At 35.9% G+C, this 24,364-nt stretch carries 30 protein-coding genes; 13 read left to right on the top strand and 17 right to left on the bottom strand.

The genetic code is table 11. The features are described from left to right. Nucleotides 1-38: 38 nt before the first annotated feature. Nucleotides 39-596 carry a dCTP deaminase gene (gene dcd / locus HF196_RS05295; protein ID WP_168456133.1) on the top strand — a complete coding sequence of 186 codons (558 nt, stop codon included), beginning with the start codon at nucleotides 39-41 and terminating at the stop codon, nucleotides 594-596. 161 nt (nucleotides 597-757) lie between these two features. Here dcd and HF196_RS05290 read toward each other — a convergent pair whose 3' ends face one another. The 10 genes from HF196_RS05290 to HF196_RS05245 all read right to left on the bottom strand — a co-directional run bounded on the left by HF196_RS05290 (nucleotide 758) and on the right by HF196_RS05245 (nucleotide 6,130). Then, on the bottom strand, nucleotides 758-964 hold the full coding sequence (locus HF196_RS05290; RefSeq protein ID WP_369799953.1) for a type II toxin-antitoxin system RelE family toxin: 207 nt from the start codon (nucleotides 962-964) through the stop codon (nucleotides 758-760). An 87-nt stretch (nucleotides 965-1,051) separates the two neighbouring features. Further along, complete coding sequence (locus HF196_RS05285; RefSeq protein WP_168456132.1) at nucleotides 1,052-1,267, bottom strand: hypothetical protein; 216 nt, start codon at nucleotides 1,265-1,267, stop codon at nucleotides 1,052-1,054. Between the two features lie 117 nt (nucleotides 1,268-1,384). Beyond that, nucleotides 1,385-1,651 carry a type II toxin-antitoxin system RelE family toxin gene (locus HF196_RS05280; RefSeq protein ID WP_168456131.1) on the bottom strand — a complete coding sequence of 89 codons (267 nt, stop codon included), beginning with the start codon at nucleotides 1,649-1,651 and terminating at the stop codon, nucleotides 1,385-1,387. Next, nucleotides 1,627-1,857 carry a hypothetical protein gene (locus HF196_RS05275; protein ID WP_168456130.1) on the bottom strand — a complete coding sequence of 77 codons (231 nt, stop codon included), beginning with the start codon at nucleotides 1,855-1,857 and terminating at the stop codon, nucleotides 1,627-1,629. Before HF196_RS05275 ends, HF196_RS05280 begins: the two co-directional genes overlap by 25 nt. Nucleotides 1,858-1,980: 123 nt before the next feature. Beyond that, complete coding sequence (locus HF196_RS05270) at nucleotides 1,981-2,121, bottom strand: type II toxin-antitoxin system RelE family toxin (protein ID WP_246198633.1); 141 nt, start codon at nucleotides 2,119-2,121, stop codon at nucleotides 1,981-1,983. 115 nt (nucleotides 2,122-2,236) lie between these two features. After that, nucleotides 2,237-2,455, bottom strand: a complete 219-nt coding sequence (locus tag HF196_RS05265; RefSeq protein WP_168456129.1) for a DUF6290 family protein — start codon at nucleotides 2,453-2,455, stop codon at nucleotides 2,237-2,239. A gap of 70 nt (nucleotides 2,456-2,525) precedes the next feature. Further along, nucleotides 2,526-2,837 carry a type II toxin-antitoxin system RelE family toxin gene (locus HF196_RS05260; RefSeq protein WP_168456128.1) on the bottom strand — a complete coding sequence of 104 codons (312 nt, stop codon included), beginning with the start codon at nucleotides 2,835-2,837 and terminating at the stop codon, nucleotides 2,526-2,528. A 9-nt stretch (nucleotides 2,838-2,846) separates the two neighbouring features. Further along, nucleotides 2,847-3,074: a hypothetical protein gene (locus tag HF196_RS05255; RefSeq protein WP_168456127.1), complete on the bottom strand. Its 228-nt coding sequence runs from the start codon at nucleotides 3,072-3,074 to the stop codon at nucleotides 2,847-2,849. 274 nt (nucleotides 3,075-3,348) lie between these two features. Next, a complete protein-coding gene (pheT, locus tag HF196_RS05250; RefSeq protein WP_168456126.1) occupies nucleotides 3,349-5,736 on the bottom strand; it encodes a phenylalanine--tRNA ligase subunit beta in 2,388 nt (795 codons plus the stop codon). A 112-nt stretch (nucleotides 5,737-5,848) separates the two neighbouring features. Continuing rightward, a complete protein-coding gene (locus tag HF196_RS05245; RefSeq protein ID WP_168456125.1) occupies nucleotides 5,849-6,130 on the bottom strand; it encodes a hypothetical protein in 282 nt (93 codons plus the stop codon). A gap of 227 nt (nucleotides 6,131-6,357) precedes the next feature. Here HF196_RS05245 and HF196_RS05240 point away from each other — a divergent pair, with 227 nt between their 5' ends. Then, nucleotides 6,358-6,798 carry an NUDIX hydrolase gene (locus HF196_RS05240; protein ID WP_168456124.1) on the top strand — a complete coding sequence of 147 codons (441 nt, stop codon included), beginning with the start codon at nucleotides 6,358-6,360 and terminating at the stop codon, nucleotides 6,796-6,798. Nucleotides 6,799-7,238: 440 nt separating this feature from the next. Here the strand turns inward: HF196_RS05240 and HF196_RS05235 are convergent, their stop codons facing one another. Continuing rightward, entirely contained in the window at nucleotides 7,239-10,691 is a 3,453-nt protein-coding gene (locus HF196_RS05235) for a UvrD-helicase domain-containing protein (protein ID WP_168456123.1), read from the bottom strand. A gap of 82 nt (nucleotides 10,692-10,773) precedes the next feature. Between HF196_RS05235 and HF196_RS05230 the strand changes: the two genes are divergently transcribed. The 5 genes from HF196_RS05230 (at nucleotide 10,774) to holA (ending at nucleotide 14,110) form a co-directional block, all read left to right on the top strand. Beyond that, nucleotides 10,774-11,640, top strand: a complete 867-nt coding sequence (locus HF196_RS05230; protein WP_168456122.1) for a 4-(cytidine 5'-diphospho)-2-C-methyl-D-erythritol kinase — start codon at nucleotides 10,774-10,776, stop codon at nucleotides 11,638-11,640. A gap of 12 nt (nucleotides 11,641-11,652) precedes the next feature. Then, nucleotides 11,653-12,009, top strand: a complete 357-nt coding sequence (locus HF196_RS05225) for an Mth938-like domain-containing protein (RefSeq protein ID WP_168456121.1) — start codon at nucleotides 11,653-11,655, stop codon at nucleotides 12,007-12,009. Nucleotide 12,010: 1 nt separating this feature from the next. Further along, nucleotides 12,011-12,820, top strand: a complete 810-nt coding sequence (locus HF196_RS05220) for a metal ABC transporter permease (RefSeq protein WP_168456120.1) — start codon at nucleotides 12,011-12,013, stop codon at nucleotides 12,818-12,820. A gap of 97 nt (nucleotides 12,821-12,917) precedes the next feature. Continuing rightward, nucleotides 12,918-13,100 carry a hypothetical protein gene (locus HF196_RS05215; protein WP_168456119.1) on the top strand — a complete coding sequence of 61 codons (183 nt, stop codon included), beginning with the start codon at nucleotides 12,918-12,920 and terminating at the stop codon, nucleotides 13,098-13,100. Nucleotides 13,101-13,105: 5 nt separating this feature from the next. Then, the gene (gene holA / locus HF196_RS05210; protein ID WP_168456118.1) at nucleotides 13,106-14,110 is read left to right on the top strand and encodes a DNA polymerase III subunit delta; all 1,005 of its coding nucleotides are present in this window, start codon (nucleotides 13,106-13,108) and stop codon (nucleotides 14,108-14,110) included. A gap of 93 nt (nucleotides 14,111-14,203) precedes the next feature. On the opposite strand, the gene HF196_RS05205 is transcribed toward holA, so the two are convergent. Further along, complete coding sequence (locus HF196_RS05205; protein WP_168456117.1) at nucleotides 14,204-14,386, bottom strand: hypothetical protein; 183 nt, start codon at nucleotides 14,384-14,386, stop codon at nucleotides 14,204-14,206. 222 nt (nucleotides 14,387-14,608) lie between these two features. Here HF196_RS05205 and HF196_RS05200 point away from each other — a divergent pair, with 222 nt between their 5' ends. The 3 genes from HF196_RS05200 (at nucleotide 14,609) to pstB (ending at nucleotide 17,274) form a co-directional block, all read left to right on the top strand. Continuing rightward, nucleotides 14,609-15,667 (top strand): Fic family protein, encoded by a 1,059-nt coding sequence (locus HF196_RS05200; RefSeq protein WP_168456116.1) that lies wholly within the window; start codon nucleotides 14,609-14,611, stop codon nucleotides 15,665-15,667. 63 nt (nucleotides 15,668-15,730) lie between these two features. Next, nucleotides 15,731-16,519, top strand: a complete 789-nt coding sequence (dapB, locus tag HF196_RS05195) for a 4-hydroxy-tetrahydrodipicolinate reductase (protein ID WP_168456115.1) — start codon at nucleotides 15,731-15,733, stop codon at nucleotides 16,517-16,519. Continuing rightward, complete coding sequence (pstB, locus tag HF196_RS05190) at nucleotides 16,516-17,274, top strand: phosphate ABC transporter ATP-binding protein PstB (RefSeq protein WP_168456114.1); 759 nt, start codon at nucleotides 16,516-16,518, stop codon at nucleotides 17,272-17,274. Before dapB ends, pstB begins: the two co-directional genes overlap by 4 nt. Nucleotides 17,275-17,278: 4 nt before the next feature. Here the strand turns inward: pstB and dxr are convergent, their stop codons facing one another. From dxr to hemJ, 3 genes are all read right to left on the bottom strand, one after another. Beyond that, the gene (dxr, locus tag HF196_RS05185) at nucleotides 17,279-18,451 is read right to left on the bottom strand and encodes a 1-deoxy-D-xylulose-5-phosphate reductoisomerase (RefSeq protein WP_168456113.1); all 1,173 of its coding nucleotides are present in this window, start codon (nucleotides 18,449-18,451) and stop codon (nucleotides 17,279-17,281) included. A gap of 60 nt (nucleotides 18,452-18,511) precedes the next feature. Beyond that, nucleotides 18,512-19,015 (bottom strand): hypothetical protein, encoded by a 504-nt coding sequence (locus tag HF196_RS05180; protein ID WP_168456112.1) that lies wholly within the window; start codon nucleotides 19,013-19,015, stop codon nucleotides 18,512-18,514. Between the two features lie 112 nt (nucleotides 19,016-19,127). Further along, nucleotides 19,128-19,559, bottom strand: a complete 432-nt coding sequence (hemJ, locus tag HF196_RS05175) for a protoporphyrinogen oxidase HemJ (protein ID WP_168456111.1) — start codon at nucleotides 19,557-19,559, stop codon at nucleotides 19,128-19,130. Between the two features lie 55 nt (nucleotides 19,560-19,614). Here hemJ and pdhA point away from each other — a divergent pair, with 55 nt between their 5' ends. The 3 genes from pdhA (at nucleotide 19,615) to HF196_RS05160 (ending at nucleotide 21,692) form a co-directional block, all read left to right on the top strand. After that, complete coding sequence (gene pdhA, locus HF196_RS05170; protein ID WP_168456110.1) at nucleotides 19,615-20,592, top strand: pyruvate dehydrogenase (acetyl-transferring) E1 component subunit alpha; 978 nt, start codon at nucleotides 19,615-19,617, stop codon at nucleotides 20,590-20,592. Nucleotides 20,593-21,005: 413 nt separating this feature from the next. Further along, a complete protein-coding gene (locus tag HF196_RS05165; RefSeq protein ID WP_168456109.1) occupies nucleotides 21,006-21,218 on the top strand; it encodes a hypothetical protein in 213 nt (70 codons plus the stop codon). Between the two features lie 75 nt (nucleotides 21,219-21,293). Next, on the top strand, nucleotides 21,294-21,692 hold the full coding sequence (locus HF196_RS05160; RefSeq protein WP_168456108.1) for a hypothetical protein: 399 nt from the start codon (nucleotides 21,294-21,296) through the stop codon (nucleotides 21,690-21,692). Nucleotides 21,693-21,931: 239 nt separating this feature from the next. Here the strand turns inward: HF196_RS05160 and HF196_RS05155 are convergent, their stop codons facing one another. Both HF196_RS05155 and HF196_RS05150 read right to left on the bottom strand, forming a co-directional pair. Next, entirely contained in the window at nucleotides 21,932-22,882 is a 951-nt protein-coding gene (locus tag HF196_RS05155; protein WP_168456307.1) for an RluA family pseudouridine synthase, read from the bottom strand. Between the two features lie 163 nt (nucleotides 22,883-23,045). After that, complete coding sequence (locus tag HF196_RS05150; RefSeq protein WP_458694639.1) at nucleotides 23,046-24,242, bottom strand: multidrug effflux MFS transporter; 1,197 nt, start codon at nucleotides 24,240-24,242, stop codon at nucleotides 23,046-23,048. Between the last annotated feature and the right edge of the window lie 122 nt (nucleotides 24,243-24,364).

Raw genomic sequence — 24,364 nt, 5'->3', positions numbered from 1 at the left:
ATATTATTGTAAGTATTACACAACTTTAAGGGATAATTATGGCGGTTATGCCGGATAAATGGATAAAAGAAAAAGCTGAAAGCTTTGGAATGATAGAGCCTTTTGTGGATCACAAAAGCAGTAAAGGTGTTATATCTTTTGGCTTATCATCTTATGGATATGATGCGAGAGTTGGCAATAAATTTAAGATTTTTACTAATGTTAATTCAGCTGTCGTAGACCCTAAGAATTTTTCCGAGAATAGTTTTATAGATAGGGAAACAGATGTGTGCATAATTCCGCCAAACAGCTTCGCACTTGCAAGTACGGTTGAGTATTTTCGTATACCAAGGAATGTACTGGTAATTTGTGTTGGTAAATCAACTTATGCAAGGTGTGGGATTATAGTAAACGTTACTCCTTTGGAGCCTGGATGGGAAGGTCATGTTACACTCGAGTTCTCAAATACTACTCCACTTCCTGCAAAAATTTACGCTAATGAAGGGGCGTGCCAATTTGTGTTTTTAAGCGGTGAAAGCGAGTGTGAAAAATCATACGATGATATGAAAGGAAAGTATATGAAGCAGTGCGGTATTACCTTGCCGCTGGTGAAGTGATTGCTAAAGAATACTAAAAAAACTGTGTTAGACCAATAATATATGGAGACTAAGAAATCGAGGCTTTTGTAAGCTGAGCAGAGCCACCTAAGATGGCGATGAGGTCAGGAAAATGCCCGTATGAATATAAATATAACCTCTATGCTTGATAGAAAAGTGTGTTATTGACAGTATTTATTGATTATTTTCATAGCCTCTTCGTAAATGGTGTCTCTGTGTCCTATTGCAACAGTAGTAACTTCATATTTTGCAGTGTTCACGCGATATATAATACGATAAGTACCAACTCTTAACCTCCTGTGTCCTTTAAAGCCGTAGTGTAATGGTTTACCAAGTTTGACTGGGTCAGCTGTAAGTCGCTCCCTTATCGCTTTTTAATTCTTTTTTTTATAGTTTCTGGTAAGGCTGGTATATGTTTCTTACAAACGTGCTCAAGATGTTTTATGGTATATAGTTTATTTCCAGATTTCTTCACTATCTTCTATTTCTTTCACACCATCAACATCGTACTCGTTAGCAACCACAGATAATAAGAAATCTTCTTCTTCACGCTCTATTGCTTTTTTGAGTAGCCTTTCTGCTAGTTCTTGAGAGGGCTGCTTAGTGAGTTCAACCAGTTTAGCAAAATGCTGTAGAGTTTTTTTACTGAAAGCTACATTAGCGTTTGCCATAAGTTTTACAAAGTATACTACTATAACTAGTATACAGTATCTTTTTTAATTTTTCAATAAAGAATGGATCAGGAGAAGGCGCTGTATAAAAATATATTTAATTGTCTACAGATATATTTATCTATCGTAGATAGTATCTCTATGTCCTATCTCTGTGACAATTACTGTGCGTTCTGATTGATTTACTCTGTAAACCGCGCGATAATTACCTACTCTTAGCCTTCTACGCCCTTTTAAACTATAATATAGTGGTTCACCAAGGTTTATTGGATCAGCTGTAAGTCGTTCATTTATTGCCTTTACGATCCTTAATCTTGTTGTTTTTGGAAGATTTGGAAGATCCTTCCTGATAACTTTTCCTATGAAGATAATAGTGTATCCCAATCTACATCCTCGCTTTTAATCATTTCTGCGCCTTCAATATCACGCTCATCAGAAATTTTAGATACTAGAAAATCCTCTATTTCGCGATCTATTGCTTCTCTAAACAGCTTTTCTGCTAGTTCTTGAGAGGGCTGCTTAGTGAGCTCAACCAGTTTAGCAAAATGCTGTAGAGTTTTTTTACTGAAAGCTACATTAGCGTTTGCCATAAGTTTTACAAAGTATACTACTATAACTAGTATACAGTATCTTTTTTAATTTTTCAATAAAGAAAATGGATCAGGAGAAGGGGCTGTATAGAAATATATTGAAAGTTTTGGATGTACTTACTCTTAAATGTCTTTTCTGTGTTTTATTGAAACAATGGTTACTTCATATTTCACGGCATTTACATGATATATAATACGATAATCACCGGTTCTTAGTCTTCTGTGTCCTTTGAATTTATAACGCAACGATTCACCAAGATTAATTGGGTCGACTGTAAGACGCTCTTTTATTATTTCTTCAACTCTTAACTTTATTGTTTTTGGAAGAATCGGTAAATCCCTTTTACTAACATTTTTAGAAACTTAATCGTATAGCGCTTTAGTCCCACTTGACGTCTTTTAGATCAACTGTTTCTGCACCTGGGACATTAAGTTCAGCAGCGCGTTCGATTAGTATTTTGTCTTCCTCATTTTCAATCGCTTCTTGTATTAGCTCTTCTGTTAGTTCTCTAATGGACTTGTTTCTTATTTTAGCTAGTCCAGCAAGACACTCTGAAATTTCATTGTTGAAAGTTATGCTAAATCTTGAATCTGCCATAAGTTTTACCGAAGTCTATTACTATAATAATTCTACAATATCTTTCTAAATTTTTCAATAAAAAAAGTTGTTAATATGTAGAACGACTGTATGAAATATAGTAACTGTTTTTAGCGATGCTGTTTTTTCTATGCCTTATTGCAGTAATGAGCACTATGTAATCTCGAGCTTTTATTTGGTAAATTATACGATAATCACCAACACGTAATCTGAAATATCCTCTAAACCTGCCAAATAATGGTTTTCCTAACTTAGTTGGATTAACTCTAAGACGTTCCTGTATTGCTTTATTTACTCTTAATTCTATCGTTACCGGTAGAGCTGGAAGATCTCTCTCAATAACGCTCTTTAAAAATTTAATTTTGTAATATTTTATTCCCACTTAACATCTTCATGATTGACACCTCCACTTGACGTCTTCATAATCAACTATTTCTGCATCTGGAGTATTGCGCTTAATGGAAAGCTCAACTAGTGCTGTATCTTCTTCATTTTCAATTGCTTCTTGTATAAACTCTTCCGCTAGCTCTTGAACAGACCGTTTTTTCACCTTAGCCAAGCGAGAAAGATACTTTGAAGTTTCTTTGCCGAGAGATATGTTAATTCCTGAGTCTGCCATAAGTTTTACCGAAGTCTATTACTATAATAATTCTACAATATCTTTCTAAATTTTTCAATAAAAAAAGTTGTTAATATGTAGAACGACTGTATGAAAATATATATTATAGTAACTTTTATTAGTGATACTCGTAACTGTAAAGTTAAAGGTTATAATACTTGAGAATATAGTTGAATTATTGCCGATAATAGCCTGTAATTGTTGCTTTTTTTAAGGAACTGACTAGTGTCTTTTTCAAAATCTTCTGTCCGTTTTTTACTAAACCAAGCAGACTTTAGCTGTATCTTAAAATCCCTCCAGTATTTTCACGTACTAAATTAACTATAGCACTTGATTCTTTTTGAATTTCCTCTTCGGTTAAAGTGTGAGTTGGAGAGCAGAAAGTAACTGATAATGCTATGGACATCTTGTTCGGCTCTATATTATTTCCATGGTATACATCAAACACTAGAACCTCCGTGATGAGTTCTGAGCTTTTTTGCACCATATTGATTATATTACCTGCTGCTACATCTTTATTTACAATAAACGCAAAGTCGCGCTTTACGCTTTGATATTTATAATCGATAAATTTTTTTCTACTTGCAGGTAAATTTCCGATATTTTCTAATATCAATTCAAAGCCTACAACTTTTTGTTTGATATCAAAAAAATCCAATATGCTTGGATGTAGTTCTCCAAAATGACCAACTATTTTACCTTTAAAAGATAAAGTGCCTGACTTCCCTGGATGGTAATATTCTTTTTCTGCTCTCTCTATCGTTAAATTATCGCAATTGACGTTCAGAAATTCCAAAGCCGTTATAAGGTCAGCCTTTGCGTCAAAAATATCTACTTTCCTATCAGTGTTATAATGGTTTCTTGGCAAATTATTTCCTGACCTAATTCCACTTAAAACATATTTAGGCTGATTGAGACTATCGTAAACTGGTCCGATTTCAAAAATTGCAAGATCAGATGTTCCATGAGCAACGTTATCTGTAGTGACTTGGAGTAAGTTTGGTATGACACTTGGTCTCATTATATTGAAGTTGTTATTAAATGGGTTATCGATAATAAACAACTTGTCCGAATAACCAAACTTTTCAGCTGTAGAGTCACTCATAAATGACCAAGTGAGCACTTCGTGAAATCCTCTACTTGTCATTAAAATACGCAAATCATCTTGCGCATTGGTTTCTGCTTCGATATCTCCTGTGAGGGGCTCTTCCTTTATTTTATCATAGCCATATATTCTTACTACCTCTTCAACTAGATCAGCCGATATGGTTACGTCTGGTCTCCAGCTTGGTACTTGTACACTCCAATTACTTTCAGCTTTTTTATCAATGCTGAATCCTAGTTTTGTTAAAATATCGAATGTTTCGTTAGGTGATGCAGACACGCTTCCAAACCTGTTTATGTCTTGGTAGTCAAGGTTCACTTTGGTATCAGCTCTATCTAAATTGCCAGCAGACACCACACTTGAGGCTTTTCCACCGCATAACTCTAAGATCATCTGAGTCGCAAGACTTAGTCCATTAAGGGTAAATCCAGGATCAACTGAACGTGCAAATCTGTAACTTGAATCTGTGGAAATGCCGAGCTGCCTTGAAGATTTGGTAATCGAGATGGGATCAAACCAAGCGGACTCTAAAAAGATATCAGTAGTTTCAAGAGAGCACTCACTGCGCTTGCCACCTATAACTCCAGCAATTGCATGAATATTTTTATTGTCAGAAATAACGCTTATGTCTTTGTTTAATAAGTATTCTTTATCATTTAAACCAGTGAATTTTTCTCCGCTATTTGCTTTGCGTACTACGAGCTCTCCTTCTATCTTTTTTGCATCATATGCGTGCATTGGGCGGCCAAAAGATATCATAATATAATTAGTAACATCAACTATTGCAGAAATGCAGCGCATCCCTATCGACTCTAGCCTATCTTTTAGCCATTTTGGGCTTTCCCTATTTTTTACATTGGCAATGTATGTTCCACTAATAAAACTTTCTCCGTCAGTGACTTTGACATTTATAGAAGAATTCATTTTCATCAAGGTAGCCAGAAACTGGGATTTATCTTGGACTTCAGCGTTACGCGCTGGAATGACACCAGAGTAGGTTAAAGCCTTCAATGTTCCAATTTCAGTTGCTGCCAAATCACGCGCTATTCCGTAAACTCCTAGGCAATCTCCGCGGTTTGGAGTAACATTTACGTCAATTACAGGATCACAATTGAAAAATTTATCTCCTACTTTATAATCATCAAAAAGCTCAATTATTCCTTCACTTTCTTCTTGCACCAGCGCAAGCTCAGAAGCAGAGCAAAGCATTCCTTCACTTAGCACTCCTCGTATTTTTGCGGGCTTAATTGTAAAATCACTTTCTGGCAATGTGCTACCAAGGGACGCAAGTACAGTTTTCATGCCTCCTCTGACGTTGTTTGCCCCGCAAACTATTTGCAGAACTTTACTTCCATCGTCTACTTTACATAGTTTTAATTTGTCAGCGTTTGGATGGGGTGCGACTTCTAATACTTTTGCAACGGCAAATCCAGCCAGCTTGGCGTTGTCGATCACATCTTCTACTTCTAACCCGATGTGAGTTAACTTATCAGTGATTTCTTCTAAACTGGCGTTGGTTTCTAAATGCTCTAGCAACCAAGACAATGTGAATTTCATCGATCTAAAGAGAAACAAAAAAACTATTGTAATATAAAATGCAGTGGTTTTAAAGTTTGTTGTATTGGAATACTTCTACATCACTGCTTGTGATGTAGAAGCTGGTGTAATTTTATATATTCTTGCGTAGCGAATTTATCTTCTTCATATCACCTTTTAGATCCATCTCCACAGAAAATTTAAGATTCATATTGTTGTTATCCTCATAGAAGTTATAAATGTAACCGTCAATAGTTAAGTTTCCTATTGTGTGATGTTTTTCATCTAGTATTTTGCTTCCTATGTGATCATGGCCAGTACCTTCGTTAAAGGAACAATCTGTAAGTTTGATATATCCATTGCCAAATTCCTGTTCTAGGTTCAAAGGCTGATTAATAAAATCTATTTCACTCATGATACCTCACTAAAAAATTAAATTATAATTAAGATAACATGTAAAGTCAAATAGTTTAACTATTTAATAACTCCCTAGGGATTAGGAAAACAGTGAGAGAGGGAGAAAAAAGCTCTTGAATTGTTGTGGTGCTTTAATAAACATCTGATTGCTTCAAGTAAAAGTGGCTTGCAACCATAGATATAAAGCAATATAAATTATCGAAAATTGAGCTCCACTCAATCTATATGTTAAATAAAATAAGGTTTAAAAGTATAGTTGCAGTTTATTTGATTGTAGAGCAAGGCAACCAGACTCTCCTTCTTTTAAGAAGGAATACAGGTTATGCAGATGGAATGTTTGGATTGGTATCTGGACATGTGGAAGAGAACGAAAATATAAGCGAAGCATGTATCAGAGAAGGGCATGAAGAAGCAGGCATGATACTAAGTAGTGAAGACTTAGATTTTGCATATGTATTACAAAGAAAAGAGAAGGAATTAATTATGCTTGATTTTTTCTTTAGGGTCAAGAAATATGAAGGAGCTATTGCCAACAACGAGCCACATAAGTGTGAAAAATTGGAATTTTTTAATGTGGAGAAATTGCCTGAGAACATTATTCCATATGTTAAGTACTCTTTAAATAGAATTAAAATGGGCGAACAGTATGGAGAGTATGGCTTTTAACGGTGCTTAGCATATAGCCTTTAAAGCTATGGGTATAGAAGAAGAGTAATTGTGCCTCAGTGTTGGTATCTGTTCAGCGGAGTGGCAAAATAAGGTAGTATAAAAAGATAACCATAGAGTAAAAGTGAATTTACAACAAAGGGTGTCATTCCAGCGCGTGACGCTGGAATCCAGTGAAAAAAGTGGATCCCAGTGTTAGCTACTAAGCCTTATTTTCATTTTTATACAGAATCGAAAATAAGAGGTTTCTTATTTTCATCAAAGGGTGTCATTCCAGCGCGTGACGCTGGAATCCAGTGAAAAAAGTGGATCCCAGTATCAAGTACTGGGATGACAAAAAATGAGCTACTTGGATGACATCATAGATGGGTAATGGGATGATACTGTCATGAAATGAACCAGTGTAGCTCTATGTAGTATCTTTTTCTGCTGAGTTTAGATTAAGAAAAATCAGATTGTAAGGTTAAGTCTTCCACCCAAATAACTATGCACTCCACCTGCTTATTTGGATATATTTCTTGTACTAGTGTTTTATAGGTCAGCATCTGCTTCTTTATTTCATTTAATGAAGAAACAGAAACTGTGCGGTGTGATTTGTAATCAATCACAATTGCTTTATATTGGGTTAGACATAGCCTGTCTAAGCGTACCAATACTGGTTCGCCATTAATTGTTCCGCTCAGTGCAATTTCTGACTTACCTTCCAAGTCGAATAGATAATCATATTTTTCATTAAAGGCTAATATTTTATTGTAAATTTCATTTTTATCTTCTCTAGTATTTATACTATCAAGGTATTTTCTGATCCAGTTCTTTCTCCTGTCTTTCTCTATCTTAGGTATATATTGTAATATGCTGTGAATTATTAGACCTCTTGTATAGCTGTCTTTCATATGAGTACTGGTGTCATTCCAGCGCGTGACGCTGGAATCTATGTTTCTTTTTTCCTGGATCCCAGTGTCAGCTACTTGGATGACAGGGGAAGGTGCTGACTCTCCTCTTTTTTTCCTGGATCCCAGTGTCAAGCACTGGGATGACAGAGGAGGGTGCTGGGATGACAAAGGGGAGGGTTGGGATGACACTGAAGGCTGGGGTGATAGGTTTGGTGGAGGTGAAATCACAGGAGCATCAAAATAGTTACGCTTTTTATAAACAGAGGGGTAGTTTGCATTCATGCATAATACTTCAACTTTTTCTTTAAATATTGGACGTAAGTCTAGGTGTTTCTTTTCATATGGTTCTCCATGCTTAGTAATTATATCATACCAAGAGTTCTTTTGTACTGGCTCTTTACCCAAAATGTATAACTCGTCTTCAGCACGCGTAAGTGCCACGTATAACAAGCGCAGGTATTCATTATAATCTTCTAGTATCTTCTCTTTTTTTGCTTGATCACAATAAGCATTGTTATTCTTTCCACACCAAAATGGCGCTTCTGCTGCATCAAAAATGATACTTTCACTGTTTCTTGGCACCGTATTTGTATCAACCAAAAACACTATCGGAGCTTGTAGACCTTTTGATTTGTGAATTGTCATTATTCGTACAGCATTACGTTCTGATTGCATATCGTTTTTAATCTCTGGATTATTCTCTTTGATCCACTGGACAAATGCTTGCAGAGATGGACTTTCAAATTGCAGCACAAGATTCATAAATTCATCCAAAATCTCGAAGCACTCAAGACCTAGCCTTGCAGCGAATTTCTTCTTACCTGCGTGTAGTATATGTGTGAACAATGTAAGAGGTAGTACTGTGTGAGATAAGTTAATGAGATAGTTTAACTCACTATAGATAACCTCTGAATAATCTTGAAGTTTTTCCCAGAGTGACTGCTCTTTACGATCGTATGCAATATTAAATAAATCATCCTCTGTAAAATTAAACAGAGGTGATTTCAAAGTATTTGCAAGAGCCAAATCATTCGCCGGAAGAAGTAAAAATTCAGCTAAAGCTATTAAGTCTTGCACAGCTATGTAGTCCATAATCCTAAAATAATCACGTCCTATAACCGGCACGTTTGCTTTTTTGAGCTCACTTATTATGTAATCAACGAGCACATTTCGCTGTCGCACTAGGATCGTTATATCCCTTGGTTCTATATGGCGGTCTTTAGCAACTAAAATTCGTCCTTCATTTAACCAGTTATGAATTTTATGGGCTATTGTCTGAGCAAGTAATCGGTCTGTTACTATGTAACCTTTCCTATGCGTTAAATGAATTTGTAAGGCCTGTTGTTCTTCCTCTGTGTATCTTGGTAATAGCGGCCAAATTTCAATGTATCCTTGATCGTTCTCTCTGTGTGGAATATGTTTTATTTCACTATTGACAAATGATATTTCTTCACGAAAGTTGTTAAATATTCTATCTACAAACAACAGAATTTCCGGAGTAGAGCGAAATGATTTCTCGAGTTGACATGATATCCAATCTCTACCACCAGTTTTTGTGTGAAAGTATTGTTGCATGTAGTTGAATAGGTGAGAATTTGCTCCTTGAAATCTGTAAATAGATTGTTTTACATCACCAACAACGAATAAGGTTCGCTTTTCATCACCGCCGGTGAAAAATTCGTCACATAGATTGGTTATAATTTTCCATTGACTGATGCTATTGTCTTGCGCTTCATCAACAAGTATATGATCTATTTTTTGATCTAAGTTAAATAATACCCAATCTTTATACTCTGGATTGCCGAGAAGATTTGTTGCTAAATCAATTATATCGTTGTAGTCGAGCAATGCATTTTTTGATTTTTCACTATTATACAGGTCAACGTATACTTTAAGTATGTTGAGTAAGTCACTGGTTTTCTTAAATATCTTATAAGAGTTGATATCTCTTGTATGGGTAAACACTGCGTTCTGAATATTTTCTATCATCTGTTCTGCATCTCTGAATTTTTCCAAAGTACTCTTGGTTATGATAGATGATATGCTTTTTTTTTCGTTTGATTCTGATTTTAAAAATACTTTGGTTAGATTTTCTATATTAGTGTCATCCAAGTAGCTGACACTGGGATCCATATTTCTTTTTTTCTGGTCACGTGCTGGAATGACAGATGGTTTACACCAATCGTAGAGCATTGCACTGTAACTCTGATCCCTTTTACTGCCCTCGCTTAATATTTCAGCTACTCTTCTCACATGTTCAATCGTTTCATTCTCTAAGCCATGGACTCTATCTGGGGCGCTGAGTTTATCTCTGATGTACTCCAAATCGGTTGCTGGTGATGGCCTTTTTACACACAAGGTATAAAGCAAATCGCGTAGTTTGTTTTCATCAATTTCGACTGCAATAGAATTTATACTATCTTGCACGGTCTCATTGCGAAGCGTTTTTTCAAATACGATGGAATGTAATTCTTTACATTCGCTCAGCATGCAATTTGGAGCGATACCAGCTTCTACAGGAAAGCTAGAGATTAATTTGTAACAGAAAGCATGTATAGTCTGTATAGTTAAACCTAGATTTTCCAGTTCAGAGAAAAGCTTTCTTGCTTGAGTGAAATAACGATTAAGGATTTCATTTTTTTTGGATCCCAGTGTCGAGCACTGGGATGACAAGGAAGGGTGCTGGGATGGCGTGGTAGGATACTGGGATGGTGTGGTGTGGTCCTGGGATGACAGAGAAGGGTGCTGAAGCGATAGTAATAAGAGATCTAATTGCTCTAAGAGCTCGCTATTTGAGCATGTTGCCCACCTACTCAGAGTACTGTGAATGCGATTTTCCATCTCATTTGCTGCTGCATTGGTAAACGTTAAGCAGAGAATATTTTTCTTGTTTTCTAACAAAAGTCTTAATACTCTATCTATCAAGATTTTTGTTTTTCCTGTACCAGCAGATGCATTTACCCATACAGAAAAATTAGGGTTTATGGCATTTGATCTCATCAGCAGTGTGAAAATCGTATAAAATTTGACTAAAATGGCATTGCATATATAATATACAGAAATGGTGTTAGTGAATATATAAATGAAAAGTTTTTGTGTAAAGGCTCCTGCGAAGATTAATCTTTTTTTGCATATTGTGGGAAAAAAAGAAATAGGTTATCACTTAATTGAAGGCTTATTTGTTTTTGCTAATATTTCCAATTTCTTAGAAATAAAGGTAGGTGAAAAGGATTTTAGATACGACAACTCTACAGTTGAATTTATCAACTCTGAACTTAAAGTAAGTCACAAATACAACACCGTAATGAAGGCAGTGAACCTATTACTTAGGTACGCTCCTGCACGCACCAAAGTTATGATAAAAGTTGTAAAAAATATACCAATTGCAGCAGGTTTGGGTAGCGGTTCTTCAGATGCTGGAGCTGTGATACGTACACTAGGGAAGTTATGGGAAGTTAACAGGTCAATCTTAAGTGAAATAGCTTTAAGCGTTGGTGCTGATGTTCCTGCAAGTATAGATAATAAACCAGTCTTGGTTAGAGGCATTGGTGAAGAATTATGTCCCATAAAAAAACTTTCTTTGCCTACAAATGTAGTACTTATAAAACCGAAAAAAAAGTTTTTGAGTACACCAGAGGTCTTTTCCAGATACACAGGAGATTTTTCCAAACCAATTGAGTGGAATGATGACTCTGAGAAAGATCTGTTGAAGCTTCTTAAAGAGACAAAGAACGATCTTCAAGAGATAGCAATAGGCCTTGTACCTGAAATTAAGGATGTGATATTGGCGCTAGAGTCACAAGAAGGCTCCATGCTATCTCGCATGTCAGGCAGTGGTGTAGCGTGCTTTGGAATATTTGATAGTGAGGAAAATGCAAAAGTTGCTGCAATGAACATCAGAGAAAAGCAGCCAGAGTGGTGGGTGTGCGATACTCAATTAATAATTTAGTTTATGGATATAATGCCTTTAGTTTCTGAGAATAAAAACTTTATAGGCAGTTACGAGAAAGGAAAATTTTCGGTCAACAATCAAGAATATTGTGGTTCAATTATAGTTTTTCCTGAAAAGGTGATCGAGCTCAAAGAAAGTAATATAGATGACAAGGAACACTTTAAATCTTTTTTAACAGAGGAGATAGAAATTTTGTTAATAGGTACTGGTAAAACACGCGATATGCCAAGTCTTTCAGTGAAATCCTACCTCATGGGACGAAAAGGTTTAAATTTCGAGTTTATGACAACAGGTTCTGCATGTAGAACCCATAATGTTTTGATATCCGAAGACAGATTTGTTGTTACTTACCTAAAGGCCATATAGTATGCTTGAAATATTTACACAGAGCTTTTTTATTAACAGCCTAATCGCGATAGTTATAATTAGCCTAGTAACAGGCGCATTAGGATCATTTATGATATGGCAGAGATTATCATATTTGGGTGATAGTTTGTCTCATTCTTCGTTACTTGGCATCGCACTCGCTTTAATCTTTAAGATTAGTCCCTCTATTAGCATAATGCTGATAGCAATTGTGTTTGCAATACTGCTTTCCCTTAATTTCAATAGGTTATATTCTGTTGATACTATATTAAATATCGTTACTAATGTAGTTTTATCGTCAAGTTTAATACTGATGTCCTTTCTTCCATCGAGTAATAGTAGCATTATTAGCTCGCTATTTGGCGACATATTAACGCTGGAACAGGGTGACATAGTATTAATTTTTTTGACTGCAATAATAGTTGTGCTGATATTGATATTCAGATGGCGCTACTGGCTAGTAATTTCAATCAATCAAGACTTAGCAATAGTTGAAAAAGTTCATGTAAATTTGGTTAGGCTAGAATTTTTAATTACTCTTGCCATATTTATAGCAGTATCTGCTCAATTAATAGGAATATTACTCATCGCTGCGTTTTTATTGATACCGGCTTCATCTGCAAGGCTCATCTCAAAAACTCCAATGCAGATGATTATCATTGCAACAGTTTTCTCTGTAATTTCTGGAATCTCAGGCCTTATATTATCTGCAAGTTTTGATTTACTGACAGGACCTGCAATTATACTTATTGCAGCTACATATCTAGTTATTGCTTATTTTATAAGGTTGATGTTAAATAGATTAACTTGACCAACGAGTGTTAATGGTTTAGTAAAGCATGAATTATATGATACAGTTGCTTGAGTAGTTTTTACTATGTTGTTGTTTGTTTATTAATTTATGAAGTATGAGTGAGGAAGGACTTTTTTCTAAGTATATATCTAACCCTGTGAAAAAATTTTATAACTATGTTACAGGAAAAATAGAAGAGTTAGGTGGTGTGCAGAACACGGCAAGTGATGGTGCTATGCAGGAAAGTTCAGAATCTTCAGCTTCTCATATACAATCAAATGAAAACGATATTATATAGAGTGCATGAAAGTTACACCGTCTAAGGTCAAACAATTCCTAGCGAAACCTGATACTTTAAGTGGTGTGTTAATTCATGGAAGCGATAATAATAGAGTTGATTTTTTCGTACGAGAAATAATTGCCAGCTTAGATAAGTATTCTGTTCAAGTAATGGACTTTGCGGTAGTGGATAAGTCACCTGGCTTATTACTGTCTGAGCTGGCAAATGGTTCGCTGTTTACTGACAAGAAATTAATTAAACTGATAAATGTAAGCGGCAGTATGTCTAAAGAGTTGCAGGACGTATTGGATTGTAGCACAGGTGGTCATTATGTAATGATGGTAGCAAGTGACCTTCCATATAATTCTGCAGCTAAAAGTTATATAGAAAATTCAAAAACTTTTGGTGCAATTGCTTGCTACAAGGATAGTAGTAGTAATCTTTATGACATTATATCAAATTACTTGAAACGCAATGGTATAAGATATACAAGTGAGATAATCTACCATTTGCAATCTTATTTTAATCATAGCAAACTGCCTATATATTCAGAACTTGAGAAATTAGTTTTGTACCTAGGGAAAAGAAAAGATCTTAAACCTGCTGACATAGAGCTGTGCCTTTCAACTGCTGGTAATGATTATGTTACACTTGATAATCTGTGCTCTGCTATAGCAAACAAAGATATGGTACAATTCGTTAAAATTTCAGATACACTGATATTGCAAGAGAATTTTTCACCAATCGCACTAATTCGTATCATATCAAATTATTTCCTACGACTTGAGAACGTTTTACTGTTAATACAAAGCGGAATGAGCGAACAAGCTGCAATTGACCAACTGAATCCTCCATTATTCTTCAAACAATTGCAAAGCTTTAAGCCCCACCTAAAAATTTTCCAACTTTCAGAACTGAAGAAGATCTTAAAAAGGTTGATAAACTTAGAAGTTACCTGTAAGAAAACTGATTTAGATCATAGAATGATTTTTCAACATACACTGCAGATAGCTGGCACTAGAGCTTAGTATGTGGTCTAATGATGTCATCCAAGTAGCCCTTTTTTTGTCATCCCAGTGCCTCGACACTGGGATCCATTCTTTTTTCACTGGATTCCAGCGTCAAGCGCTGGAATGACATCCCTTGATCAAAATAAAAAAACCTCTTATTTTCGATTCTGTATAAGAATGAAAATAAGGCTTATCTATTTGCGTGGATGAACATAAAAAATCTCTTATTTTCGATTTTGCGTAAAAATGAAAATAAGGCTTAGTAGCTAACACTGGGATCCATTCTTTTTTCACTGGATTCCAGCGTCACGCGATGGAATGACAGGGTTGTTGGTTCCAGCGTCATGTGCTGGAATGACACCCTTTGTTGTAAATTCACTTTTACTCTATGGTTATCTTTTTATACTACCTTGTCTACCTTTTGCGCTTACCAACCTCAGTGTGCTCTCTGCATTTATGCTTTGCTAATAGGATATTTTCGGATATAATTAGATATATTTGGATAAGGATACGGATATGTTTGACATTTCAAAAATTGTAATCACACCTGAAATGTTGAAATTAGTTACTGAAATTGATGAATTTAAAGGAGCATGGCAATTATTTGGTAATCTAGCCCCAGAACGTTTACAGATGCTCAAGAAAATTGCAACAATTGAAAGTATTGGTTCTTCTACGCGTATTGAAGGAGCAAAACTATCAGACTGTGAAGTTGAGCAATTATTATCCAAACTTGATACGCACTCATTTCGTTCTCGAGATGAGCAAGAAATAGCTGGATATGCATATGTGTGTGAAGAAGTATTTCAAAACTTTGAAAACATTCCATTTACAGAAAAGATTATAAAACAGTTTCACATCTGGCTATTACAATTTTCGCATAAAGATCAAAGGCACATGGGAGAATATAAGAAATTTCCCAATCATGTTGAAGCGTTTGATGAATCTGGAAGAAGCTTGGGCATAATTTTTGAAACAGCTTCTCCATTTGAAACAGTAACACAAATGCAGGAGCTTGTTTATTGGACTAGCCAACAATTAGAAATGCAATCATTACATCCTTTATTAATTATTGGTATCTTCATAGTTACTTTTTTAGCTATCCATCCCTTTCAAGACGGAAATGGCAGGTTATCACGTATTCTTACAACTTTCTTGCTGCTAAAGTTAGGGTATAGCTATGTACCTTACAGTTCTCTTGAGAGTATAATTGAAAATAACAAGGAGAGTTATTACTTAGCTTTGCGTCGTACTCAACAGTCTTTAAAGACTGGCAACTATGACTTTAATCCATGGCTTATGTTCTTTTTAAGATCACTGCAAAAGCAAAAATCTCATCTTGAGCAAAAAGTGTCACATGAAAAAATGTTAAATCTCTATTTACCACCACTTTCTGCTGAAATATTAACTTTACTTAGCAAACATGGCCGTCTTACAATGCGGGATTTAGAAAATATTACTAAAGCAAACCGCAGTACCTTGAAAAAGCACGTGTCTAATCTTGTAAAGAGTAATCACATTACTCAACATGGAAAAGGCAGAGCAACTTGGTATGTAGCTCATGTTGAATTGTAGGTCGATCTGAGCTATGCTATAAGAATGACAAAATTTCAAGCCTAGTATAACACAAAAAGCTTTATGAAAGTTGGAGTAATAGGCTGCTTAGGCAGAATGGGCAAAAAAATACTCAGTGAATTGACCACAAATACCAATGTAGAGGTAGCAGGTGCTGTTGCCCGTGCAGATAGTAAATACGTAGGCTTAGATATAGGGCCAATTATAGGCCACAACTTCAATCTAGGAATCAAAGTTACAAATTCTATTAGTGACGTGTTTAAGTCATCTGACGTTGTAATAGATTTTACAACTAAAGAATGTATGTTAGACTGCCTTAAAGCCGCTGTGAAATTTAAAACGCCGCTGGTTAGTGGTACAACTGGAATAGAAAGTATCGATTTAAAAAAGTATGCTGCTGAGGTTCCAATATTATGGTCAGCAAACATGAGTGTTGGAGTGAATGTGTTGCTGAAATTGGTACAAAAAGCCACTGAGCTTTTAGGTAATGAATATGACGTTGAAATTTGGGAAATGCACCATAGCTTAAAAAAGGATTCGCCATCTGGAACAGCGATAGAACTTGGCAAAGCAATTGCCAGCGCTTCAAAAAGGGATTTCGAGTTCAATCAATATTTATTTAACAGCTCAAATATAAGAGAGAAAGGGAGAATAGGTTTTGCAGTATCTCGTGGAGGTGGAGTGATAGGGGACCATAGTGTAATGTTTGTCAATTCTGATGAACGAATAGAATTAAATCACAAAGCAATTGATCGCACAGCGTTTGCTAAAGGGGCTATACAAGCAGCAATATGGCTGTATGAAAATAAGAGAGAAACTCCGGGACTCTATTCGATGCATGACATGATATGAGCGATACACGTGCCTCTGTTACAAATTTAAATCTCTGGTATGGTTCTAAGCAAGTTTTATTCGATATAAATCTTGATATTCGCAAAAGAAAGGTTACTACTTTTATCGGGCCATCTGGGTGCGGTAAATCGACATTTTTACGTTGTTTTAATCGTATGAATGATTATGTACCAGAGTGTAAAGTTGTTGGTGGACTGATTATTGATGGGCTCGGTAATATATATTCACGTGATATGGATGTTGTGCTACTTAGAGCAAAAGTCGGTATGGTATTTCAAAAGCCAAATCCTTTTCCAAAATCAATATATGATAACGTTGCTTATGGACCTAAGTTGCATGGCATGGGGAAAAATAAGGAGAAACTAGATGAAATAGTGGAGAATAGCTTGACCAAGGTTGGTTTATGGGAGGAATTGAAAGATAGGTTGCAAGATAGTGCATTAAATTTATCTGGTGGTCAACAACAGAGATTATGCATTGCTCGTGCAATTGCAGTGAAACCAACTATTTTATTAATGGATGAGCCGTGCTCTGCGCTTGATCCAATGGCAACTAATGCAATCGAAAATCTTATACAAGAGCTGAAGTTGAGATTCACCATAATTATGGTAACTCATTCAATGAAGCAAGCTAAAAAATTATCTGATAGTGTAATTTTCTTTTGTAACGGCAAGATTGTTGAATCTGGAAGTGTCCAAGAAATATTTGAAAACGCTCGCTCTTCCTTAACAAAGGAGTATATTCTGGATCATTAAGTTCCTAGCTATACACAAGAGTTTTGTATTCAATAATTTCTTTGGCAACAACACGACTTTCAAGATCGATATTTATTATATCAGACAGTGAATTAATATTGGTGTAACTATCAAAACTTTCTATTGTTGACTCTACCACTTTTACTATCTCTAAAAAGCTGATTCGCGACTTCAAAAATTCGTTGACAGCTACTTCATTTGCAACACTTAGCACAATGCTGTTTATGTGTGGTGAAGATGAATTTAACACTTCCATGCTAAGTTTTAGTGCAGGAAAACGCTTGTGGTCAGGTTCTTGGAAGGTCAATTTTTTTTGCTTTGTTAGGTCTAATTTATAGCTCAAAGCTGACCTTTCTGGCCAAGACAGAGCATATGAGATGGGAATTGCCATGTCAGTCTCTGCGAGCACGGCAAAATTGAAGCCATCCTTGTAAACTACAACTCCATGTATTATCGACTCAGGGTGCACCACTGCTTCAATTCTATTTGGGCCAATATTAAACAAGTTATGTGCTTCTATTATTTCTAGCACTTTATTCATCATCGTCGCACTATCAATTGAGATTTTCTTTCCCATGTTCCAAGTAGGGTGGCTTAGCGCTTGATCTGCTGTAACGTTTCTTAATTGCTCAAGGCTATAATTTAAGAACGGTCCGCCAGAAGCAGTGAGTATAATCTTTTCTACGCATCTATCGTCATTTTGCAAAACTTGAAAAATTGCATTGTGTTCAGAGTCAATAGGAATTATCTGTACGTTTTTTTCTTTAGCTTTACGAAGTAACAGCTCCCCACCACAAACAATACTTTCTTTATTGGCTAGTGCAATGGCTTTAGTACCACTCTCTATTATGTGCATGACTGGTTCAAGACCTGCAATTCCAACTACTGCAATAACTGAAAGATCAACAGGTAGGGCAGCAATATTTGCTAGACCTTCAGCACCAACTTCTACTTTAATGTCTGTACCAAATAAACCTTCTTTCAAATCTTTGTAAAATCTTTCATCAGAGATAGCAACATATTTTACATTTAGAAGTTTTGCTTGATGTGCTAGTAAAGCAAAATTCGAATGGGTACTAAGTGCTTCTACCTGATATTCTTCTTTTCTCTTCAGTAGTAAGTCTACAGTCTTTTTTCCAATACTTCCTGTTGATCCTAAGACTGAAACTTTTTTCACTAAAACAAACTCACGTTAATTAAACGAGCTAAACCTATTCTCATTTAGCAGTTTCTGGATTTAACCACCAACCTCATGTCCATGATCATCGCCAACAGATGGTGAAGGGCCAGGTGAAAAGGACTGACCATGGTGATCACCTGCATTATGCATGTCATGTAAACCTTCAGCGCTGTGAGCCATTTCATCGCTGGCATGGGGATAATCGTCCGGATGAGGTCCCTCATCACCGTGACCCATATCCATCCCTTCCGATGGCATATCTTCCCCACCTCCACCACCTGAAAAATGTTCTGCAAGATTTTCAAAAAACTTTATGCCAAACATATTACCTGATTTACCGAACAACGTTGCTAAGCTACTACCACTTACCAAACCTTCAAACACGTTGCTATAAGCGGGAATTGCTCCTTCATGAAAGTTGAACATCCACTTCATTCCATCCACAACCGTTGCAACAGAGTCACTATGACCAAGACCAAAGCCACTTTTTCCTCCTTGCTGCTCTTGGTGTTGTTGTTGAGCTTGCCACTCTGAAATGTTTGGACCTTGGGCTTCAGTCATAAACTTTTATTCTAAACCTTAGACTACTATTTTACCACAAATATTGAAAAATATCAATAGGGAACTACCATTTTCTGAACGACAACACGCTTTGAAGCGCTTATTGATGAGACTAGCGAAATGGTTTCACGATAACTGCAATAATTATAATTACTATTAGTACTGTAACTATCTCATTTAGAACGCGGAAATAAACGTGATTTTTCCTATTTAAACCCATTGCAAAATTTTTCCTATGTTTTGCAAGTAGTCCGTGAATAGCGAACATAAAGAACAAAGCTAGTGCTTTTATGTGAAACCACCCCTCACGGTATGCTTCTCTTATCACCATTAATGTAATGCCAAAGCCTAGTGAAAAAAGCATTGCAGGGTTCATAATATATTTAAGTAGCCTCTGCTCCATTGTTTGAAGTAAACTGTAACTTTCCGATCCTAGCTTTACAGCTGCATGATAGACGTAAAGCCGAGGCAGATAGAGCATGCCTGCCATCCACATAATGACAGAAATAACGTGAAAAGCTTCAAGCCAGTGATAATAATCCATTACAAAATGTTAAAAATTTCTGATATTATCTGAGTTTAATGAAAAAGAAATCGATATGAAAGCAGAAAATTTCACCAAAGAACAGGTGATCAGATTCTACAGAAAAATGCTACTCATACGCAGGTTTGAGGAAAAAGCAGGACAATTATATGGAATGGGGTTAATAGGAGGATTTTGTCACCTATCAATAGGACAGGAAGCAGTTGCAGTTGGAACTCACGCTGCATCAAAACCTGGTGATGCTTTTATCACAAGTTACAGAGATCATGGTTTAATGCTTGCCTGTGATTCTGATCCGAATGTTGTGATGGCAGAACTGACCGGTAAAGAAACGGGATGCTCAAAAGGCAAAGGTGGTTCAATGCATATATTCGATATCGAAAAAAAATTTTTTGGTGGACATGGAATAGTGGGCGCACAAGTTCCAATTGGAACGGGGTTAGCATTTGCTAATAAATATAAGAAAAAAGATAACGTGGTATTCACGTATTTTGGTGACGGTGCTGTCAATCAAGGGCAAACGTATGAATCATTCAATATGGCATCTTTGTGGCAGTTGCCTGTGATTTATATTATAGAGAATAACGGGTACGCAATGGGTACTTCTGTAGAAAGATCAACTTTAATAACTGAGCTATATAAAAGAGGGGAGGGTTTTGGTATTCCTGGAAAACAGGTCGATGGAATGGATTTCTTGTCTGTTTATGAAGCTACAAGCGAAGCAGCCAAGCATGTACGTAGCGGAAAAGGGCCTACTTTGCTTGAAATGAAGACATATCGATATCGTGGTCATTCAATGTCAGATCCTGCTACTTATCGCTCGAAAGAAGAAGTTGAAGATATGAAGCAAAATCATGATCCTATCAGCACGTTGAAGAAGTATATGATAGATAATAAGATCGCTTCAGAAGAAGAATGCAAAGCAATCGACAAAGAAGTGCGTGATTTAGTGAAAAAGTCAGAGGATTTTGCTAAAAATAGCAAAGAACCAAGCGTTGATGAGCTGTATACTGACATTTACAAATCTGCTTGACAACCCCCAAAAGTCTGCTTACCATATGATTGAAGCTATTTATTTATCTTCAGTCTGTGCAGATAAAATGACAAAAAAACTCAATGTATTTGGCGTCTCATGTTTAATTTTTTGCACTATGTGCACTTATGTCTTTAATAAACTTTCAGGGTTTTTACCTATATAAGCTAAAATGCGCTTGTTAAAGCGTTTAAAACAGTAAAAAACGCCGATTAAAAGATAGATAGTGAATAACTAGCTAACAGGGTTTCTTTTGCCTTTTTTCTGCTTAGTAAATTTCTTAACGTTTAAAATTAGATCAGTTGCGGTTTAAAAGCAGCGAAATTAGACGTTTAGAATAAAAAAACGCCAGTTTATAAAGTTAATATAAATAATTAGCCACCAACGGGGCTTCTTTTGCCTTTTTTCCTCATTTGGTAAATTTCTTGAACTCTGTCATTCCAGCGCTTGACGCTGGAATCCAGCCTTATTTTCATTTTTACGCAAAATCGAAAATAAGAGATTTTTTATGTTCATCCACGCAAATAGATAAGCCTTATTTTCATTTTTATACAGAATCGAAAATAAGAGATTTCTTATTTTCATCGAAGGGTGTCATTCCAGCGCGTAACGCTGGAATCCAGTAGAGTTTGCTTGCTAAACTAATCTTGTGAACATAGAAAGTAGCTAATTTTAATTTGAAACACAACATCTTAATTATTATGGAAACCTGGATCCCAGTGTCGGAGCACTGGGATGACACCCATAACCCTGTCATTCCAGCGCGTAACGCTGAAATCCAGCCTTATTTTCATTTTTACGCAAAATCGAAAATAAGAGGTCTCTTATATTTATCCACGCAAATAGATAAGCCTTATTTTCATTTTTATACAGAATCGAAAATAAGAGATTTCTTATGTTCATCGAAGGGTGTCATTCCAGCGCTTGACGCTGGAATCCAGCCTTATTTTCATTTTTACGCAAAATCGAAAATAAGAGGTCTCTTATATTTATCTACGCAAATAGATAAGCCTTATTTTCATTTTTATACAGAATCGAAAATAAGAGATTTCTTATGTTCATCGAAGGGTGTCATTCCAGCGCGTGACGCTGGAATCTAGTGAAAAAAAAGTGGATCCCATTGGATGACAAGAAGAGGAGCTACTTGGACGACAGAAAATGGCTACTTGGATGACATCGTAGAGGCTACAGGGATGGACACCACTTTTGCTTCAATATTCGCACATTAGCCACGTTCCTGAACAGACAATGTTCTTAACTTAAGTTTACTTAAGAAGACCAGTTACACCTCTGGTTTGGGTTGAAAATAGGTGTACTTATGGGGTTTCTTTTGCCTTCTTTAGTAGTTGCCTGGCAATGACCACTCAAAGGGGGGATATAATGCCTTGATGGAGTTTTCAAAGTGCTCAGGAAGAAGAGCAGTAATAGTGATCTTTTTGTCACTTGGCAGTTTTAAAGACAAAGAATGTGAATGAAGGTGAATTTTGTTTGCTATTCCTTCAACAAAAGCCTTTCTGCCACCATATTTACCGTCACCAAGGATGGGACAGCCTATATGGGCTAAGTGCGCCCTTAATTGATGAGTCCTGCCGGTAATGGGTCGTAGTTCCAAGTAAGCAACATTGTGCTCTAGCCTTGCTACAATTGAAAAACGTGTGGTGGCACTCCGAGATGAATTTTCATCAATGACCACTTTTTCTTGACCTGAAACATATTTTTTTGTCAACGGATAGTTTATTATTCCTCTACTCTTGTTTGGTATGCCAGAAGTTAATGCTAAATAAGTTTTTTTCACTCTACGTGCCTTAAATTCCTCCATAAGATATCTGGCAACATCAGCATTGCGTGCAAATATTATTGCTCCGCTTGTATCCCTATCCAGTCTATGGACAATTTTAAATGTTTCTCCCTCTCTTATTTGATCAAGCAAATCACTAATGCTAACCGTTACCTTTACACCACCTTGAACAATTACTCCGGCTGGTTTGTTGATAGCTAAGATATATTCATCCTCATACAATATGTTATCTCTCAGTAGATTCACTAATCCTTCGTTATATTTGCGATCGGAGCTGGTATTTCCAATATAATCCAGGTATTTTATTGTTATAGTTTGCCCAGAGTTTACTCTATCACTAGACTTTGCTTTACAAGCATCAACTTTGATCAATCCTCTCCTTAAAGACTTCTCAATTGCAGATTGCTTTAAATTAGGAAAAATTCTTCTTATGTACCTATCGAGTCTAACATTGTTATCTTCTACTAGTATAGTTTTGATATTTTCCATTATCTCTTGCTCTTAACTTCTGTTTTATCTTGTCAATTATGTTACCCTTGCTTAAATCTTTTTCGTTATTAACTTCGTTTAATATTTTTCCCACTGTTCATATCGCATCAGAATTGACCTCTAAGTTTAAATAATATTTTTAATCATTGTGTATTATAGCAAAAAGTCAATCCTTTAAGTGTCTTTCAGTATATTTAAGCAAGCAGTATATAAGAACTGCAGTTGTAGAACATGCGACTGTTAGCAGTGCATTTGACAAAATGCCATAAGAAAAAAATTCTCCTATTATATATATTCCAATAGCCCCAAACATCATGTTGCAGAACGAAAGAACTGCACTCCCAAGTCCTATGCCTTTAATCGTTTCCAGTGCAGAAGTTACGTTGTTGCTTATTACGAGTGCAAGACCTATGTTGCTTGGAATCCAAAAAGTTTGCAGGACAAACATGTTCAATTTGTTTGTAGAGTAAAAATACGCCAGTAAACTTTCAGGTATTATTGGCAACATCAACCCTATTATTAACATCCGGCTAACCCCTATTTTTGGTACACACTTTCTATTAATCAGAGTCCCAATTATGAAAAATATAACTATAATTGATATAAAGTACCCGAAATACTGTACTTCAATACCCATAGACTCAAATATGAACGGGTAGTTAGCAACATATGCCCAAAGCCACATGAAAGTCAATCCATGAATAGTTGAAAATCCAAGAAAACGATAATTTCTAAATATTAATATGTACTGTTTAAAAATACCAATGATCAAATTAGCCACGCTAGTTTCATTTTTACTTACAGTGAGTGTCTCTTGTAACTTAAAGTAAATAAAAATGAGCATAGCAATTGCTGCTAGTGACATAATAAAAAACAAAAATTTCCAGTTATAACCGTGTGAAACTATATAACTACCTACCACTGGCGCTATTCCAGGTGAAAGCGCTACTACCATATTTAACTTTGAAATCACCCGCGAATATTCACTACCTGAGTACATATCCCTTATTGCCGCATAGCCAACAACACTTGCAACACCAGCCCCTATTCCTTGTATAAAGCGAATAAGTATTAAGAGCACAATATTGTCAGCTACGTAACACATAACACTTGCTAAAGCAAAAATTGCCATGCCAATTAGCATTATCGGGCGTCTACCGTAGTGATCAGATAGTGGACCATAAATTAATCCAGATATCGCAAGGCCAACTAAATTTAAGCTAATTGTAAGCTGCACTACACTGCCTTCTACATTAAAATGATTGGCAATACTTGGTAGTGCAACTGAGTACAGGTCAGTTGCCATATCGGCAATTGCTACAGATAATATCATGATCAAAGAGATAATATTTTGTATTGCCACTTAATGGATTCGCTAAACTATAAAGGTTTTATTATAATACATTTTCCCATTGGTTACATTAATTTAACTACTGAAGTTTAAAACAGTTATGCAAGGCATCTATTAAAAGACCTGTGAAAATT

This window comes from Wolbachia endosymbiont of Ctenocephalides felis wCfeJ, assembly GCF_012277315.1.
In the GTDB taxonomy this organism is placed as follows: Bacteria; Pseudomonadota; Alphaproteobacteria; order Rickettsiales; family Anaplasmataceae; genus Wolbachia.
Note: the sequence above shows the minus strand (reverse complement) of the source record. Positions and strands in the feature narration are given on the sequence as shown.